The sequence below is a fragment of the Methylomonas rosea genome (genome assembly GCF_024505055.1).
In the GTDB taxonomy this organism is placed as follows: Bacteria; Pseudomonadota; Gammaproteobacteria; order Methylococcales; family Methylomonadaceae; genus Methylomonas; species Methylomonas rosea.
Genome location: NZ_JANIBL010000068.1, coordinates 12,951 through 29,514 on the forward strand (window position 1 = coordinate 12,951; position 16,564 = coordinate 29,514).

Genomic DNA, 16,564 nt, shown 5'->3' on the forward strand with positions numbered 1-16,564 from the left:
GTGCTCAGGTTTGAAAAGCGTTTTTAATCCAGTCCAGCCGGTTATTGCCGGCTACAGCAACTACGTCGAAGCGAATCGAGACGTTGCTCAGATTGTTGATTATGACATAGTGTTGGGTGGCGGCGATGATGCGTGCCTGTTTTTGCCGGGTGATACTGGCTAGCGCGCCGCCGAATTGCTCGGATTTACGAAAGCGCACTTCCACGATCACCAGCGCCGCGCCGTCTTTCATCACCAGATCCAACTCGCCCATTTTACAGCGGAAGTTACTACACACCCATTGCAAGCCGTGCTTTTGTAAATAGGCCAAGGCTTGTTGTTCGGCGCTATCGCCTTTCTGCAGATGAACCGGCTTGGTTTTGCCGAATAACATGCTATTCGATAAAGCCCGAGGCGACAGGCACACCGCCTTTAAATTGGGCGCAGACCAATTTACGGGTAATACGATTTTCGTTGTTTAAGGACAAGCGACCGGTCGCGCCGGCGTAAGGTCCGCCGGCCAACTGCGGTAGTTGGCCGATGACGTTATAGGCATCTATGCCCAAAGCAACTAGTTTGACTTGGCTATCGCTCAGGCCTTGCCAGGTATTTTGCACGGCTTGTTGGCTCAAAGGGCCGCTGTAGGCGTCGGCAAACACCCAAGGTAGATCGCAGAAATTAATGTTGCCTAACTCGCTATCGCGCACCGGGTTTTGCCGGCCGCTATAGATATTGGGCATCGCATAAACCGACAACTCGCTGCTTTGCGAGTACTTTAATTGTGGCGCCAGCTCTCTAGCCAATTCCGGGCTGGCGCTCACGAACAAGGCCAATGATTGTTTCTGACCATTCACGCTGACGCTGGGGCTGAGTAAGGTTTTTACGATGGCCGCAAAATCGTGCTGTTTCGGATCGTAGCTTTCCACGCGAACCACCGCGCCGCCGGCTGCTTGCCAGGCCGACATCAGATAATGGCGCACTCGTTGGCCTTGATTGGTATCGGGTGTCAGCAACACGGCGTTCTGTTGGCCGTCGCGCTTGGCTTTTTGCACCAATTGTTCCGCGTCGTCTATCGGGCTGAGGCCGAATTGATACAGATTGGTTTTGCTCAGATTTTCCACATGATTCAGCGCCAGCACCGGTATGGTTAATTCGGTGGATTGCGCCAGGCTTTGGATTTGTTCCTTCACCAACGGCCCTATTACCTGTTTGGCACCGTCGCTGACGGCTTGCCGATATACGTTGGCGATATCGTCTTTTTCGCTGTCGTAATACTTTAACGGCATTTGCGGCGCGGCGCTGGCGGCCAGGCGATGGGCGACCGTTAAGCCTTCCTTGATCGCTTTAGCCGCGCTGGCATAAGAGCCCGAGCCGGGCAGCAGTACGGCAATGGTTGCTCCCGGCGTTGGCGGTTGCGCGGGCTGTTCCGATTCTTGAGTTGCTTGTTGAACGGCTGGCGGCGGGTTCAGATAGGCTTGCAGGAAATCAGCGTTGGCAGGATGACCGGGAAACATTTGCCGCCATTGCTGAATTTGTGCGGCCGTATCGAATCCGGCCACGTTGCGTTGCTTAAGAATTTTAGCCAACGCCATCCAGCCGCTCAATTCGTCGACGATGGGTGACGGGCCGCTGAGGGTTTCCAGCGGCAACACGCTGAGCGCATCCAGGATGGCGACAATGTTTTGTTTTTGCTGCTCGGGTTTTTGCAGCAGTCGGCCCAGTTTAAGACGAGCTCTGACGCTGGGCAATACATCACCCAGCAAAGCATGGACGAAGGCCATGGATTGGTAATAAGCAATTTGATCGGCGTCGGTCAGTACGGCAGGCCGCATGCCCTCGAGCTTTTTCAGGGCTTGTTCCGCATCGCCCATACTCAAGGCCACTTGGGCTTGGAGCAATTTGTATTTGCTGAATAGCTCCGGTGATAACTGTTCGGCGTTGATCTTATCCAGGGCTTTTTGCGCGGCCTGGCTGTCGCCGGCTTGCAAGCGGGTGTCGGCATCCAGCAGATGCAGGCTGTTTTGATTGTCGGCCATCCGGTAACTACGCGGAGGTTCGGTCGGTTTGGCTTTTCGGGAACTGGACTGCGGGCGCACCTCCAATTGAGTCTTGTTTTTGACCGGTTGTTCGCTGCAAGCAGCCAGCAACAACAGGCCGAAAAACCAGCAGCTTAAAACACGACGCGGCATAATGACTGCAAATTTGCGATCAGACATAGCATAGGGCCTGAAGAATAAATGTACGGAAAATTATACGTGGTTGCCACGCCAATAGGTAATCTGGCCGATTTCAGCTTTCGGGCGGTGGACGTCTTAAAACAGGTGGATTTGATTGCCGCCGAGGATACCCGCCACGTTAAGATGTTGTTGCAACATTACGGTATCAATAAGCCGCTGCAATCGCTGCATCAACATAATGAAGACTATGCTTCGCAAGGCCTGGTAGATAAAATTCGCGATGGTCAGTCTGTGGCCTTGGTGTCCGATGCCGGTACGCCAATGATAAGTGACCCCGGTTTCCCTTTGGTCAAGTTGGCCAGGCAACAAGGCGTGGAAGTGTGTCCCATTCCCGGTGCCTGTGCGCTGATCGCAGCCTTGTCGGTGGCCGGTTTACCGACCAGTCGCTTTAGTTTCGAAGGTTTTCTGCCGCGCACGGGCTCGGCGCGACGCAGCTTTTTTGAAAGTAAGCTGGCGGATGTTTCCACCTGGGCCTTTTACGAATCTAGTCATCGCATCCAGGCGGCGCTGGAAGACATGCTCACGGTATTTCCGGCCGACCATCAAATCGTCGTGGCCCGTGAAATCACTAAACTGCATGAAACCATCGTCGGCGACGAATTAGCTAACGTATTGGCGAAAGTGCAGACCGACGAAAACATGCGCAAGGGTGAGTTCGTGGTGTTGGTGGCCGGTCGCGAGCACGTTGATCAGGATGATGAATTAAACGACGAGCAGCGGCGGATTTTGGGCATACTGCTAACAGAATGCTCCACCAAAACCGCCGCCGCGCTGGCGGCAGAGATTACCGGGCAGCGGAAAAAAACACTGTATCAGGCGGCATTGGCGATGCAGGACAAGCAAGGCGGCTAAATGCCGACAATCTTATGTCGCTTAAACCCGGACATCGATCCCATTATTGGGGACACTGGCCGACTCCAATAACTTCAAGGCGTTCTGCCCTTGTTGCTCCTGCATTTCCTTGGCTTTAACCAGCATGGCCACTTCGACTTGCTGAGCGGTTTTTTGGGTGGACATTTGCGTCGCTAGTGCGGCTATGGAAGAGACGGAATCGAGCATGACGTGGCCTCGTCGGGTTGGTTCAGGAAAGCGGTCGCCGTAAGGCAACGCGTGGGTATGCTAGGTTATCGAACAGCAAGCCGATAACTTTAGAGTAGTTACAAAAATAGCCGCATACCGGCACTTTCAATAAACTTACCCGCGTCCTGCCGGGGCGTGGGGCGTAAACTATAATGTCCTACGGAGTCGGCTAGACCGGCGCCATTCAGAAGCGGGCGGCGTCCAAAACGGTTCCAAACGAATTCGCCTTCCGGCGCGGCGCACGAGATTGAGTCAGCCCCGGAAAACATTGGTATATTTTGCTGAAAACTGCGTTTGGCAGGGTATCCTGAAAGCGTTACGGCAACCGATTAAAGAGTTTTATGACACATAAAGGCAATATTCTCGCCGTTGACGACACCCCGGCGTCCTTAAAATTATTAACGGATATTCTGAAAGACGAAGGCTACGAGGTTCGTTCCGCTATTAGCGGCGAATTGGCCCTGAATTCCGCGCTGAAAAATCCGCCGGAACTGGTGCTGCTGGATATCCGCATGCCGGAGATGGATGGCTTCGAAGTCTGCCGGCAACTGAAGGCTAACCCGAATACTTGCGATGTGCCGGTCATCTTCGTTAGCGCGATAATGGATACCGACGAAAAAGTGCGCGGCTTTGACTTGGGCGGAGTGGATTTCGTCACCAAGCCTTATCAGCGCGACGAATTGTTGGTTAGGGTGCGTACTCATTTGGAGTTTGATCGCCTGCGCAACCATCTGGAAGAACAGGTGGAAGAGCGAACCAGTAAACTCATGGAAAGTGAGAGAAAGTTGCGCGCCGGCATGCTGGATTTCGTCACGGCGATTGCGGCTACTATTGAAGCGCGCGATCCTTACACCGCCGGGCATCAGCGCCGCGTGGCTCACCTCGCCACGGCTATCGCCCGCGGTTTGCAATTGCCGGAAGAGCGGATAGAGGGGCTTACGCTGGCGAGCGTGGTACACGATATCGGCAAAATTCGGATCCCCGCCGAAATACTTTGCAAGCCCGGACGGCTGGACGATTTGGAATTCAGCCTGATCAAGCGGCACGCCGAAACTGGCTACGATATCCTCAAATCCATCAATTTCCCCTGGCCTATCGCGCAAATCGTCTTGCAGCACCACGAACGTCCCAACGGCAGTGGTTACCCGCGCGGCCTGAAAAAGGGTGAAATCCTGCTCGAAGCTGAGATTCTGGCGGTTGCCGATGTAGTGGAAGCGATGACGTCTCATCGCCCCTACCGCGCCGGTTTGGGCCTGGATGCCGCACTACAGGAAATTTCCGATAATCGCGGTGTGCTGTATAACTCGGATATAGTCGAGATTTGTTTGAAGCTTTTTCGGGAACGGGATTACAGCCTGCCTGCTTGATCGGTTCCTTACGCGTTTAGCCGCGCGCTTTGGCGAATGTAAGGAATACGATGAGAGCGTTTGCCCGAAACTACCTGAGGGCAGCCCGTAAACCACAACAGTCTTGTGAGTTCAGCTATGCCAGGTCAGCTTGATTTTCCAAACAATGTCTCCAGGCGGCTGATTGCCGGGGCGGTACTGCTTAATTTGTTGGTTATCGTCACCGTGGGATTTGCGCTGTATCGCAGCTTCGACAAATATCAACAGCGCGCCGAAATTACGACGCAGAACCTGACCAAGGTTATCTCGCAAAACTTAGATAGCGTTATCGAAAAGGTCGACTTAGGCGTGTTGGTGGCAGTGGAGGAAATCCAGCGGCAACAAGCTTTGGGGAGCGTTGATGCCGAGGCTCTGTCTGTTTTTATGCAGCGCTTACAGTCGCGTTTGCCGTGGGTTATCGGGCTTAGGGCTACCGACGAACAGGGTTGGGTAGTCTATGGCGTGGATGTACCTAAAGATAAGCGGCTCAGCATGGCTGATCGACTCTATTTTTCTAGTTTGCGCGATAATCCGGCGCTTGGGCTATTTATCAACAAACCGGTGATGTCTTATATCAATAAGGTTTGGGTGGTTAATTTTGCGCGCCGTCTTAACCGTGCCGACGGCAGTTTTGCCGGCGTGGTTTTTGCCAATGTTTCATTGGATAACCTGGGTAAAGCGATTTCCAACGTTGATATTGGCAGTCGCGGGGCGATTAACCTGAGAGATGCGGACATGGGCTTGATTGTTCGTTATCCCGTCCATGCAGAGCCCGGCAGTGTCATTGGTGATAAAACCATTTCACCGGAATTTCGCCGGATGCTCGCATCCGGACACACCTCCGGTGTTTTCCACACGCCCTTCAGCTTCGACAATACCGCCAGGGTGGTATCTTTTCGCAAACTGGACGCCTACCCACTATGGGTGAGCGTCGGTCTGGCTAGGGACGATTTTCTGGCTGAGTGGTGGAATGAAGTCCTGGAAATGGCCGGGCTGGTCACCCTGTTTACCTTGATTTCGGTTAGCAGCGCCCGGTTCATCGTCGGCGCGTGGCTAAAGCAATTGCAGGTTGGCGCCAAGTTGGCGGCCGAGGAGGAAAAGTTTCATACCGTCGCTGACTACACCTTCGACTGGGAATATTGGGAAGGCAACGATCAGCAGATTTTGTATATGACGCCTTCCAGCTTGCGGGTCACCGGTTATGCGGCCGAGGAGTTCATCGCCGATGTCGGGTTATTGCCACGTATCATACATGCCGACGACCGGCACTTGCTGGCCGATCATCGCCACGATGTCGAGCATTTGCGCTTGGCTGAAGTAGATTTTCGCATTGTTCGCCGCGACGGCGAAATTCGCTGGATATCGCATTGTTGCCAGGCCGTGTTTGGGGCGGACAATAGCTACCGGGGCAGGCGTATCACTAATCGCGACATTACCGAAAGACACCTATTCGCCACTGAAATCAATAGGCTGGCGCAAGCGGTGGATCAAAATCCGACCGGCATCCAGATTACCGACCTTCAGGGCATATTGACCTACACCAACCACGCCTATACGCGGATCACCGGCTATACGTTCGGCGAGGCTTATAAAATGATGCCTCGCGCACTAGTGTCCAGTGAAATAACTGCCGACGAATACCAAGCCTGTCAGGCAAAATTGGCAGCAGGCAAGCTGTGGAAATCCTCGCTGACAAATCGCCACAAAAACGGCGAATTGCGCTGGGAGCAGATCACTGCGTCGCCGATTTACGACGAAGCCTATCAGGTTTGCAATTATCTTTATTTGCGCACGGACATCACCGAAGCCAAGCGAACGGAAGCGGCCTTATACAAGCTCAATCGCGAGTTGCGCGCGATCAGTAATTGTAATCAGGCCTTGTTGCGTAACGACGACGAACAAAGCCTGCTCAAAGAAATCTGCCGTATCGTCTGCGACGAGGCCGAATATCGCATGGCGTGGGTAGGCTACTTGGAGCACGGCCCTCCCAAAACGATACGCCCGGTAGCCTGGGCTGGTGCTGAAGACGGCTACCTGGCGGCTACCGATCACAGTTGTGGGGATGCTGCGGGCGAACACAGTCCCGCCGCGGCCGCCATTTACAGCGGCGAAAAAGTGTATGTTCAGGATGTCTGCACCGATGCGCTGATGGCTTTGGCACGAGACGCTGCGTTGCAACGCGGCTATCGTTCGGTTATAGCCTTGCCTTTGGCGGATCAAAACGCGGATATTTTTGGCGCGCTAACGATTTATTCGGCAGAGCCTAACGCGATCACTGCAGCGGAGATCCGGTTGCTAGAGGAACTGGCCGGCGATCTGGCCTTCGGCATTTCTGTGCTGCGCGATAAGGCTGAGCGCTTGCAAATGGAAGAGTATTTACGCGATTCCGAGGAGCGGTTGCGTTTGACATTGGAAGCTACCAAAGTTGGCGTTTGGGACTGGGATGCAAGAAACGACCAATGGTATGCCTCGCCGACCTATTACACGATGCTCGGCTATCCTGCCCGCGACGGCATGGTTGATCGGTGCGAATGGTTCGAGAGCGTCCATCCGGAGGATCAGGCGGAGGTCAGCGCCAAAATGAGCGGCGTGTTGTCCCGGGATTTCACAGAATATCAATACCAAGCGCGGATGCGCCATGCAGACGGCAGTTATCGTTGGCAGTATGTGCGCGGTTTTGGTATTCGGCGCGATGCGGACGGTAAGGTCATTCGGATATTGGGTATTCGCATGGATATCCACGATAGCAAGCAAAACGAGGAAGAATTGCGGCGTTATAAAGAACACCTCGAAGACGAAATCCAGCAGCGTACTTCCGACCTGATAGTGGCGCGCGATGCGGCGGAAGCGGCAAATAGGGCCAAGAGCGTATTCCTGGCCAATATGAGCCATGAATTGCGTACCCCGCTCAACGCAATTCTCGGATTCTCGAAATTGATGCGGAAAAATCCGCAGCTGTCGGACGAGCAAAGGCAAAACCTGGATATTATCAATCGTAGTGGCGAGCACTTGTTAGCGTTGATTAACGATGTATTGGAAATGGCTAAAATCGAAGTAGGCCGTCTGCATCTGGAAAACGCGCCTTTCGATTTGGGCAATATGGTGCGCGATATTACCGATATGATGAGTGTCCGCGCCACCGAAAAAGGCCTGAGGCTATTGATAGACCAGGCATCGCAGTTTCCGCGTTTCATTGTCGGTGACGAAGCCCGCTTGCGGCAAGTGCTGATTAATCTGGTGGGCAATGCCATTAAATTTACGCTGCAAGGCGGTGTTACCTTGCGCCTAGGCACCCGTAAAAATCGCATTTCGCATCTACAGATCGAGGTCGAAGATTCCGGTGTGGGGATCCCGGCGGCTGATCAGCAACGTATTTTCGAACCGTTCGTACAGCTAGGCGAGCAAAGGGATAGCCAAGGCACCGGGTTGGGATTGACCATTACCCGCCAGTTTGTGGAACTGATGGGTGGTACGCTTACGTTGGAAAGCCACCCCGATCAAGGCGCTTTATTTAGAATAGATTTGCCGCTCGCTGAGGTGAATCAGGCGGATATTGCTGACCGCAGCTTCGATAAAGCAGAAGCCGGTGCCGTCATCGGCTTAGTTGAGGGGCAAAAAGATTACCGCATATTAGTCGTTGAAGATCAGCCTGAAAATCAGTTATTGCTAGCCAAGTTGATGGAAGCGGTCGGGTTTTCCTGCAAGGTAGCCGGCAACGGTTCGGAAGGCATAGAGTTATTTCAAACCTGGCAACCGCACTTTATCTGGATGGATAGGCAAATGCCGGTAATGGACGGCTTTGAGGCTACGAAAAGAATCCGTGAATTGCCGGGCGGGCGGGAGGTCGTCATTGTTGCCGTCACAGCCTCGGCATTCCTGGAGCAGCGTAGCGAACTACTGGAAGCCGGTATGAACGACTTTGTGCGCAAGCCTTATCGCTTCAACGAAATCTATGACTGTCTGGCTAAGCACTTGGGCGTGCGTTATGTCTACGAGGGCATTCCAGAACAAAACCGGCCAATCGCGCTATTAACGCCGGATATGTTAACCGGCTTGCCGGCATCGGCACGCGAGGAATTGAAAAATGCACTGGAGAGTCTGGAGCCGGAACGTATAGCAAATGCGATAGCTCTGGCAACGCCGCAGGATCCTGAATTGCGCAAAACCCTGGCCTATTTGGCTGATAACTTTGACTATCCGGCCATTCTGAAGGCTTTGGCCAGCTGATTTTTTTGCTCGCTGTTTTGTGCTGCGGAGTGTTTCCCGCCATTCGCGATTTGACTGGCGCTAAACGGGTGTTAGGTTCGGTGTGCTGGCGGCAAGCAGTCGTTTGTACCGATGGCTATGCTAAACGCATTGAGCTGTAGGCTATCGAATGGCCAATTTAGTTGGCTTTGGCTTTGGGCGTGCCACAGCACCGGAATCAATACGCCGTAGTCCGCCTGCCATTGTTCACTGACCATAATGTCCCGGCCCGTGAAATCCAGCCCGGCGGCTATTAATAGCGCCTCCGCCTCTTCGCACAAATGGCAGCCTTCGGTGCCAAACAGGATAAACTCCGTCATTACTTTAACGGTTAATGGTTTAAATGCGCCGCCAACCAACGTTCTGCCACTTCGATCTTCAGGCCTTTGCGCCGCGCGTAGTCCTCCAACTGATCCTGATCGATCTTACCGACGTTGAAATACTGCGAGTCCGGATGCGAGAAATACCAGCCGCTAACCGCTGCGGTCGGATACATCGCAAAGTTTTCGGTTAGTTCGATAGTGGTGTTTTCGGTGACGTTCAGCAATTCGAACAACTTGGCTTTTTCAGTGTGGTCCGGGCAGGCCGGATAGCCTGGCGCTGGACGGATACCTTGATACGCTTCCTCGATTAGGGCATGGTTGTCGTGTTGTTCATCTTCGGCATAGCCCCAGTAATCGCGGCGTACAGCTTGGTGCATGTATTCCGCAAAGGCTTCGGCCAAACGATCCGCCAGAGCTTTCAGCATGATGGAGCTGTAGTCGTCGTGATCTTTTTCGAATTCGGCTAACTTGGTTTCTATGCCGATGCCGGACGTTACCGCGAAACCTCCCAGATAGTCGGCAATGCCACTACCGACTGGCGCGACGAAATCGGAAAGACAGTAGTTGGGACGACCTGGCGCCTTGACGTTCTGCTGGCGCAAATGATGCAGTGTTTCGCGCTGTTGCTTACGGCTGTCATCGGTATACAGCACGATATCGTCGCCGTCGCTATTGGCCGGGAAGAAGCCTATGACGGCCTTGGCTGTCAACCATTGCTCGCGGATCAGGTGTTTCAGCATCTCCTGAGCGTCTTCGAATAGCTTGGTGGCTTCGACGCCAACCACGTGATCGCTAAGAATGGCCGGATAGCTGCCGGACAATTCCCAGGTCTGGAAGAACGGCGTCCAGTCGATGTACCAAACCAGCGTATCCAGCGGGAAATTATCGACTACTTTGGTGCCGAGGAACTTAGGTTTAACCGGCTGATGGCTGGCGTAATCGAATTTATTGAGCCGGGCTTTTTCCAAATTATGCTGCGGATTTTTAGCGTGCCGGCCTTTGTGGCGTTCACGCACCACTTCGTATTCGGCCTTGGTTTTTTCCACGAAATCGGCTTTTAAATCGTCGCTGAGCAGGGAACTGACCACGCCAACGCTCCGCGACGCATCCGTGACATAGACGGTCGGCGACTGATAATGCGGTTCGATTTTTACGGCGGTGTGCGCGCGCGAGGTAGTTGCGCCACCTATCATCAACGGTATCGTAAACCCTTGGCGTTGCATTTCCTTGGCGACATGTACCATTTCATCCAGCGACGGCGTGATCAAGCCGCTGAGTCCGATTACGTCAACATTTTGCTCACGGGCGGTTTTCAAAATAGTTTCGGCCGGCACCATCACGCCCAAGTCGATGACTTCATAGTTGTTGCACTGCAAGACCACGCCGACGATGTTTTTGCCGATGTCGTGCACGTCACCTTTCACGGTGGCCATCAGCACCTTGCCGTTGGTTTGGCGCTCGCTGCCGTCTATTTCGGCATCCATAAATGGCATTAAATACGCCACGGCTTTTTTCATTACCCGCGCCGATTTGACCACTTGTGGCAGGAACATTTTGCCTTCGCCGAACAAATCGCCGACCACGTTCATGCCGTCCATCAACGGCCCTTCGATGACGTGCAGCGGCTTTTCGGCTTCCAGCCTTGCCGCTTCGGTATCTTCTTCGATGTAATCCGCAATGCCTTTAACCAGTGCATGTTCCAAGCGCTTGCTGACCGGCCAGTCGCGCCACTCCAGGGTTTCCTGTTTCGCAGCCTGGCCGCTGCCGCGATATTTTTCGGCGATTGCCAGCAGATTTTCAGTACCTTCCGGCGTGCGGTTCAGGATCACGTCTTCGACGGCGTTGCGCAGTTCTTCAGGAATATCGGCATAAATCGCCAACTGGCCGGCGTTGACGATCCCCATATCCATACCAGCATGCACCGCATGATAGAGGAACACCGCATGGATCGCTTCGCGCACCGGGTTGTTGCCGCGGAACGAGAACGACACGTTCGATACCCCACCGGAGATTAATGCGTGCGGGAGTGTTTGCTTGATGATGCGGGTGGCTTCGATGAAATCGACGCCATAATTATTGTGTTCTTCAATGCCGGTGGCGACCGCGAAGATATTCGGGTCGAAGATGATGTCTTCCGGCGGGAAGCCGATTTGCTCGGTCAGAATTTTATAGGCGCGGGTGCAGATTTCCACCTTGCGCGCCATCGTGTCGGCCTGGCCTTGCTCATCAAACGCCATCACGATGACGGCGGCGCCGTAGCGGCGTACCAGCTTCGCATGCTTAATAAATGCTTCCTCGCCTTCCTTGATGGAAATCGAATTGACGACGCCCTTGCCCTGGATGCATTTCAGGCCGGCTTCAAGGATTTCCCACTTTGAGGAATCCAGCATGATCGGCACTTTGGCGATATCCGGTTCGGCGGCCAGCAAATTCAAAAAGCGCACCATCGCGGCTTTCGAATCCAGCATGCCTTCGTCCATGTTGATGTCGATAATCTGCGCGCCGTTTTCGACCTGCTGCTTGGCAACCTCCAAGGCTTCTTCGTAACGCTCTTCAATGATCATTTTTTTGAACACTGCGGAGCCGGTGACATTAGTGCGCTCGCCGACGTTAACGAATAAGGTTTCCGGACCGATGCTCATGGCTTCCAGGCCGGCCAGGTGGCAGCGTTTTTCAAGCTCCGGAATCTGGCGCGGCGGGTATTTTTCCAGCGCAGCGACGATGGCGCGGATGGTGTCCGGCGAGGTGCCACAACAGCCGCCGATGATATTTAAGTAGCCGCTTGCGGCCCAGTCGGCCAATTCGGCGGCCATTTGCTCCGGCGTTTCGTCGTATTCGCCGAATTCGTTGGGCAAACCGGCGTTAGGATGCGCGGAAACGTAGGTGTCGGCAATGTTGGACAGTTCTTCGATGTACTGGCGCAATTCTTGAGCGCCCAGCGCGCAGTTGAAGCCGATCGAGATCGGCTGCACGTGTTTCAAGGAATACCAGAATGCCGCTGCGGTTTGTCCGGATAGCGTGCGACCGGAAGCGTCGGTGATGGTGCCGGAGATCATCACCGGCAGTTTGTAACCGAGTTTGTCGAAGGTTTGTTCGACCGCGAATATCGCGGCTTTGGCATTCAGCGTATCGAATACGGTTTCGATCAGGATGATGTCGGCGCCGCCGTCGATCAAGCCTTGGGTGGCTTCGCTGTATGCTGCAACCAAATCGTCGAAGGTAATGTTGCGGAAGCCCGGATCATTCACATCCGGGGACATGGATGAGGTGCGATTGGTGGGCCCCAATACACCGGCGACGAAGCGCGGTTTGTCCGGCGTTAGCGCACTGACTTCCTCGGCAGCCTGTTTGGCAACTCTTGCCGAAGCGACATTGATTTCGTAAGCCAGGTCTTCCATCCGATAATCGGCCATCGCGATACGGGTGGAGTTGAACGTATTGGTTTCCAGAATATCCGAACCGGCATCAAGATAGGCGCGGTGAATAGCCTTGATTATAGCCGGCTGGGTAATCGATAATAAATCGTTGTTGCCCTTAAGATCGACAGGCCAGTCGGCAAAGCGTGCGCCGCGATAATCCTTCTCCTCCAAATTGTAGCTCTGTATCATGGTGCCCATCGCACCGTCCAGAAACAAAATCCGTTGAGATAATAACTGGTGTAATCTTTGTGTGCTGTTCATACTGCCTGATGGTCGCAAGGGTGAATGTACGGTGGGCTAGTCCGTATAATTATCAAACCAAATTTTGAGGGAAATCATGTCTAAACCCAGTCTATTGCATGTCATAAAAAGCGTGATCGCCGCCGTGATCGGCGTGCAAAGCAATAAGAATAGAGAGGTTGATTTTCAGCACGGCTCTTTGCCTGCCTATATTGTCGTCGGGCTGATCGTGACCGTGTTATTTATTTTAACGATAGTCAGTATCGTATCCGCAGTTACCGGCGGCTGAGGAATTTCTGTCGGTAACGAAGCCCAAGCTGCCTTGGGCTTCGGGATCAGCCAGTGTTAATTGCTGGAAGTTTTGAAGCTGTTTTTTATGCTGACAAACAACTCTTTGATGCCGCTGAACAGGTTAGCAGGTGTCAGGGATTGTTTCAGAATAAACTGTGTGCGAATTAGCGCCACAGCCATTACGCCGGCAAACGGCGGCAGTAATTCGAAGAAAACCGGCATGAACCAGCCGCCAGCGCCTTCCTGGGTTTTTCTATCGCCAACGCTGGTCAGATCGCGATCATATTCGCCGCCGACATCTTTACCGTCCAAGCCGTCGATGATCATGATGTTGATGTTGTAGAACATCACTTGAATGACCAAGAACACTATGGCACAGCCGGCAACCCACAACAGCACATTACCAGTTTTGGCTTTTATCAGGGTTTGATAAACCCAGATTGCCGTCAAAATCATTATTACGCCACCAATCATCTCTATTCCCCTTGTAACTGTTAACTATTTTTATAATTCTCAAAAATCTGGTTGAGAGGGCATACTACCATAATCCGCCTGGATGGCAATTACGGTCGGATGTTTCCGCGATAGCCATGAATCGCTTGACTTTGAAGGTGGCTAAAGTAACATATGAAGCTCGACCGCCAAAGACATGGCACATTTTATAACAACTAACTAAAGGTAGGAGGCACCCATGGGAGCGATCTTAGATTTAACAGAAATGCTGAAAGAACCGTCGGGCATGATTGGAGCGCTGGTTATCATCGCTGCAGGATACTTCTTTGTAAAATGGGTTTTTGCTGAGCCTAAAGACGAAGAGTAAGCTATACCCCTCGCTTACAAAGCTTTTCTGGAAAAAGCGGCTACGGATAGATCCCGTAGCCGCTTTTTTTTTGCCTGAAGCATGCCTAGTTTAAATACCTTATAATCCGTGGCCTTTTGGCCTGCCGATCCGCTATGTACAAACTGTTAGTTCAGAAAATAAACGCGCTTTATTCCAAAAAAGTACCCGCTACCGGCATAGGTCTTTTCAGACTATTGTTCGGGCTGGTGACCTTGCAGGAAGTTTTCTTTCTGCTGTATTTCAACCACTTGATATTCGATCCTATCCCGTTCATGGATGTCGAATTTCCGATGATTCCGTTCTTCCTGTGGCTGTGGGCCGTGGTGGCGTTTTGCTTGGTCATCGGCTATCGCTGTCAGGCTGTCAGTATTGCTAATTACATTTTTTGGCTGGTATTCGTCAATTTCACGCCTATGCAACGCGATTTCGACGGCGGCTTCGATTTGTTCATGATCGGCGCTAATTTTTTTCTTATCTTCATGCCGATAGACCAGGCCTTCTCTGTTGATAACCTGAGAAAAAAACTCCAGCGTCCCTTCGTGCATTATTCTCAGTACCAGACCCCGGCAGTGTCGGCATTGACCTACTATCTGCCGGTCGCGATTTGTCTGGGATTTTTGTACTTCGATTCGGCGATACACAAGATGTTTGCCGAGCATTGGCGCAATGGCTTGGGTGCCTGGCTGCCGTCTTCAATTCCGTATTACATGTCCGCGCTGGATTTATCGTGGCTGCTGAATATCGAGATTTTGCAGAAAATCATCGGTTACACCATCATTGTCTTCCAGTTCACCTTCCTACTTTTCTTCCATCGTCGACAGTTCAGGTGGCTGTATTTTCTGATCGGAATTTCCTTACATTTAGGGATCACCCTCTCCTTCAATATTTACCCCTTTGGGATGGGAATGCTAATTTTCTATGCGCTGGTGATGCCGTTTGCATGGTATAGAAAAATCGGTGCCTTTCTGCGGGTCAAACAGCCGCTATTGACGGTGTTTTACGACCAGCAATGCCCATTGTGCAATCGCACGGTTTTAACGCTCAATCACTTCGACGTTTTGCACGCTGTTGATTTCAAGCCTGCACAAGTGTTTGCAATAGACTATCCAGCCCTAGCAGAGTTGGGCGAAAAGCAACTGCTGACGGATTTGTATGCGGTGGATGGCAACGGGCGGGTTTATGCCGGCGTTGATACCTATGCGCAGATTTTAATCTCGATGCGTTATACCGCGATGATAGGCTGGGCCATGAAACTGCCGCTACTGTATCAGTGGATATGCGGGCGTTATCGGGCGATTGCCGATTCGCGCGCGCGCTTGGTGTGCGATGTGAGCTGTATGCCGGCATCAGCCGAAAGCCTGCCGCCGAGCTTGTACGAGCGAATTTTCGAAGCGGAGCATGCGCTACCCGCCAGAAGTCGCGTACACAAAATCAGCAAAGTGTTGCTGGTGCTGATCTTGTTTCAGTTCAACAGCAGCTTTCACTATGGCTTGTTGTACCGCTTGCATGTCGATACCCGCCAGTCGCCGATAACCAGCATGTTGGCGGATATGAGCAACGCGGTCTTGATGATGTCTCACACGTTTTTAGGCATCACCCCGCACGCTTTGTATCTGCACGACCATTTCGAAGGCTACGACCGTTTGCTGGCTATTACGTATTTGGATGCCAACGGCGAAGAGCAATGGTTGCCGTTTGTGGATCGGCAGGGTCGCTTGTTGGCGCCGAATTGGGGGCGGGTACATTCGATGTGGGCCAACATTGCGGTAACGCCGAATATCGATGAGTTCCGCTTGAAAAAATTCATCATGAAAGTCACCGCTTTCTGGGGGAAAAAGATCGACTTAGAGCTGGATAATACACAATTTATCGTCAAAATGAAGAGAATTCGAGCGCCGTTTGTGTGGGAAAAAGACCTCAGGAACAGTAACTTGGCCGGCGAATGGCAAGCAATAGGCTCTGCGCGATGGGTTGGAAAGGACATAAAGATCAACCTGCCGAAGGACATCGATATTTTGTAAACATCTAGGGTATTGCATACTCGGTTTTGTCATGCTATAAATTTTGCGTGCTTGAATTTGAGTACACACAAAAATAAAAACCTTTAAATCGGAGGATGTTATGAAAAAAGTATTTTCTGTCTTGGCTATGGTGATGATGATTGTAAGCTTGAGCGGTTGCATGGACGACCCAGACCAAGGCAATCCAAAACCAAAAGGCTATGGTTCACCTAGCCAACAAGGTTCAGGGGTTAAATAATCCTAGCCCTGGCAGGATATTCCTACCTGAGTAAGGCCCACGCAAGTGGGCCTTATATTCCAGATTCTTTTCCTCCAAACAGATTTAGTTTGCGCTAAACTGCTTCGGCATGTTTAAATCTCGCCGTGCTTAATTTTCTGTTTAGATTCAGTACACGAAAAAATATAAAAAACTTTTATTTGGAGGATGTTATGAAAAAAGTATTATCTCTTTTAGCTATGACCCTGATGATTGTTGGCCTGAGCGGTTGCATAGACGATCCAGA

Annotated in this window: 13 protein-coding genes; 7 read left to right on the forward strand and 6 right to left on the reverse strand. The window is 52.2% G+C overall.

The features are described 5' to 3' along the window. Positions 1–4 precede the first annotated feature (4 nt). Both NP589_RS18035 and NP589_RS18040 read right to left on the reverse strand, forming a co-directional pair. A complete protein-coding gene (locus NP589_RS18035) occupies positions 5–373 on the reverse strand; it encodes a YraN family protein (protein ID WP_256608219.1) in 369 nt (122 codons plus the stop codon). Between the two features lies 1 nt (position 374). Then, a complete protein-coding gene (locus NP589_RS18040) occupies positions 375–2,195 on the reverse strand; it encodes a penicillin-binding protein activator (RefSeq protein WP_256608220.1) in 1,821 nt (606 codons plus the stop codon). 21 nt (positions 2,196–2,216) lie between these two features. Between NP589_RS18040 and rsmI the strand changes: the two genes are divergently transcribed. After that, positions 2,217–3,068, forward strand: a complete 852-nt coding sequence (gene rsmI / locus NP589_RS18045; protein ID WP_256608221.1) for a 16S rRNA (cytidine(1402)-2'-O)-methyltransferase — start codon at positions 2,217–2,219, stop codon at positions 3,066–3,068. A 21-nt stretch (positions 3,069–3,089) separates the two neighbouring features. Here the strand turns inward: rsmI and NP589_RS18050 are convergent, their stop codons facing one another. Further along, positions 3,090–3,275: a YjfB family protein gene (locus NP589_RS18050; protein WP_256608222.1), complete on the reverse strand. Its 186-nt coding sequence runs from the start codon at positions 3,273–3,275 to the stop codon at positions 3,090–3,092. A gap of 362 nt (positions 3,276–3,637) precedes the next feature. On the opposite strand from NP589_RS18050, the gene NP589_RS18055 reads away from it, so the two are divergent. Together NP589_RS18055 and NP589_RS18060 are read left to right on the forward strand one after the other, a co-directional pair. After that, positions 3,638–4,663, forward strand: coding sequence for a response regulator (locus NP589_RS18055; RefSeq protein WP_256608223.1), 1,026 nt, complete (start codon positions 3,638–3,640; stop codon positions 4,661–4,663). A 117-nt stretch (positions 4,664–4,780) separates the two neighbouring features. Further along, positions 4,781–8,908, forward strand: coding sequence for a PAS domain-containing protein (locus NP589_RS18060; RefSeq protein ID WP_256608224.1), 4,128 nt, complete (start codon positions 4,781–4,783; stop codon positions 8,906–8,908). Between the two features lie 71 nt (positions 8,909–8,979). On the opposite strand, the gene NP589_RS18065 is transcribed toward NP589_RS18060, so the two are convergent. Together NP589_RS18065 and metH are read right to left on the reverse strand one after the other, a co-directional pair. Continuing rightward, the gene (locus NP589_RS18065) at positions 8,980–9,246 is read right to left on the reverse strand and encodes a glutaredoxin family protein (protein WP_256608225.1); all 267 of its coding nucleotides are present in this window, start codon (positions 9,244–9,246) and stop codon (positions 8,980–8,982) included. 11 nt (positions 9,247–9,257) lie between these two features. After that, entirely contained in the window at positions 9,258–12,929 is a 3,672-nt protein-coding gene (gene metH / locus NP589_RS18070; protein ID WP_256608226.1) for a methionine synthase, read from the reverse strand. Between the two features lie 76 nt (positions 12,930–13,005). On the opposite strand from metH, the gene NP589_RS18075 reads away from it, so the two are divergent. After that, a complete protein-coding gene (locus NP589_RS18075) occupies positions 13,006–13,197 on the forward strand; it encodes a DUF2970 domain-containing protein (RefSeq protein WP_064008820.1) in 192 nt (63 codons plus the stop codon). A 56-nt stretch (positions 13,198–13,253) separates the two neighbouring features. Here the strand turns inward: NP589_RS18075 and NP589_RS18080 are convergent, their stop codons facing one another. Next, positions 13,254–13,673, reverse strand: a complete 420-nt coding sequence (locus NP589_RS18080; protein ID WP_064008819.1) for a hypothetical protein — start codon at positions 13,671–13,673, stop codon at positions 13,254–13,256. A 217-nt stretch (positions 13,674–13,890) separates the two neighbouring features. Here NP589_RS18080 and NP589_RS18085 point away from each other — a divergent pair, with 217 nt between their 5' ends. The 3 genes from NP589_RS18085 (at position 13,891) to NP589_RS18095 (ending at position 16,299) form a co-directional block, all read left to right on the forward strand. Beyond that, the gene (locus NP589_RS18085; protein ID WP_020483807.1) at positions 13,891–14,019 is read left to right on the forward strand and encodes a hypothetical protein; all 129 of its coding nucleotides are present in this window, start codon (positions 13,891–13,893) and stop codon (positions 14,017–14,019) included. A 134-nt stretch (positions 14,020–14,153) separates the two neighbouring features. Then, positions 14,154–16,061 carry a DCC1-like thiol-disulfide oxidoreductase family protein gene (locus tag NP589_RS18090; protein ID WP_256608227.1) on the forward strand — a complete coding sequence of 636 codons (1,908 nt, stop codon included), beginning with the start codon at positions 14,154–14,156 and terminating at the stop codon, positions 16,059–16,061. A gap of 100 nt (positions 16,062–16,161) precedes the next feature. After that, complete coding sequence (locus NP589_RS18095) at positions 16,162–16,299, forward strand: hypothetical protein (protein ID WP_020483805.1); 138 nt, start codon at positions 16,162–16,164, stop codon at positions 16,297–16,299. The last annotated feature ends 265 nt before the right edge of the window (positions 16,300–16,564 follow it).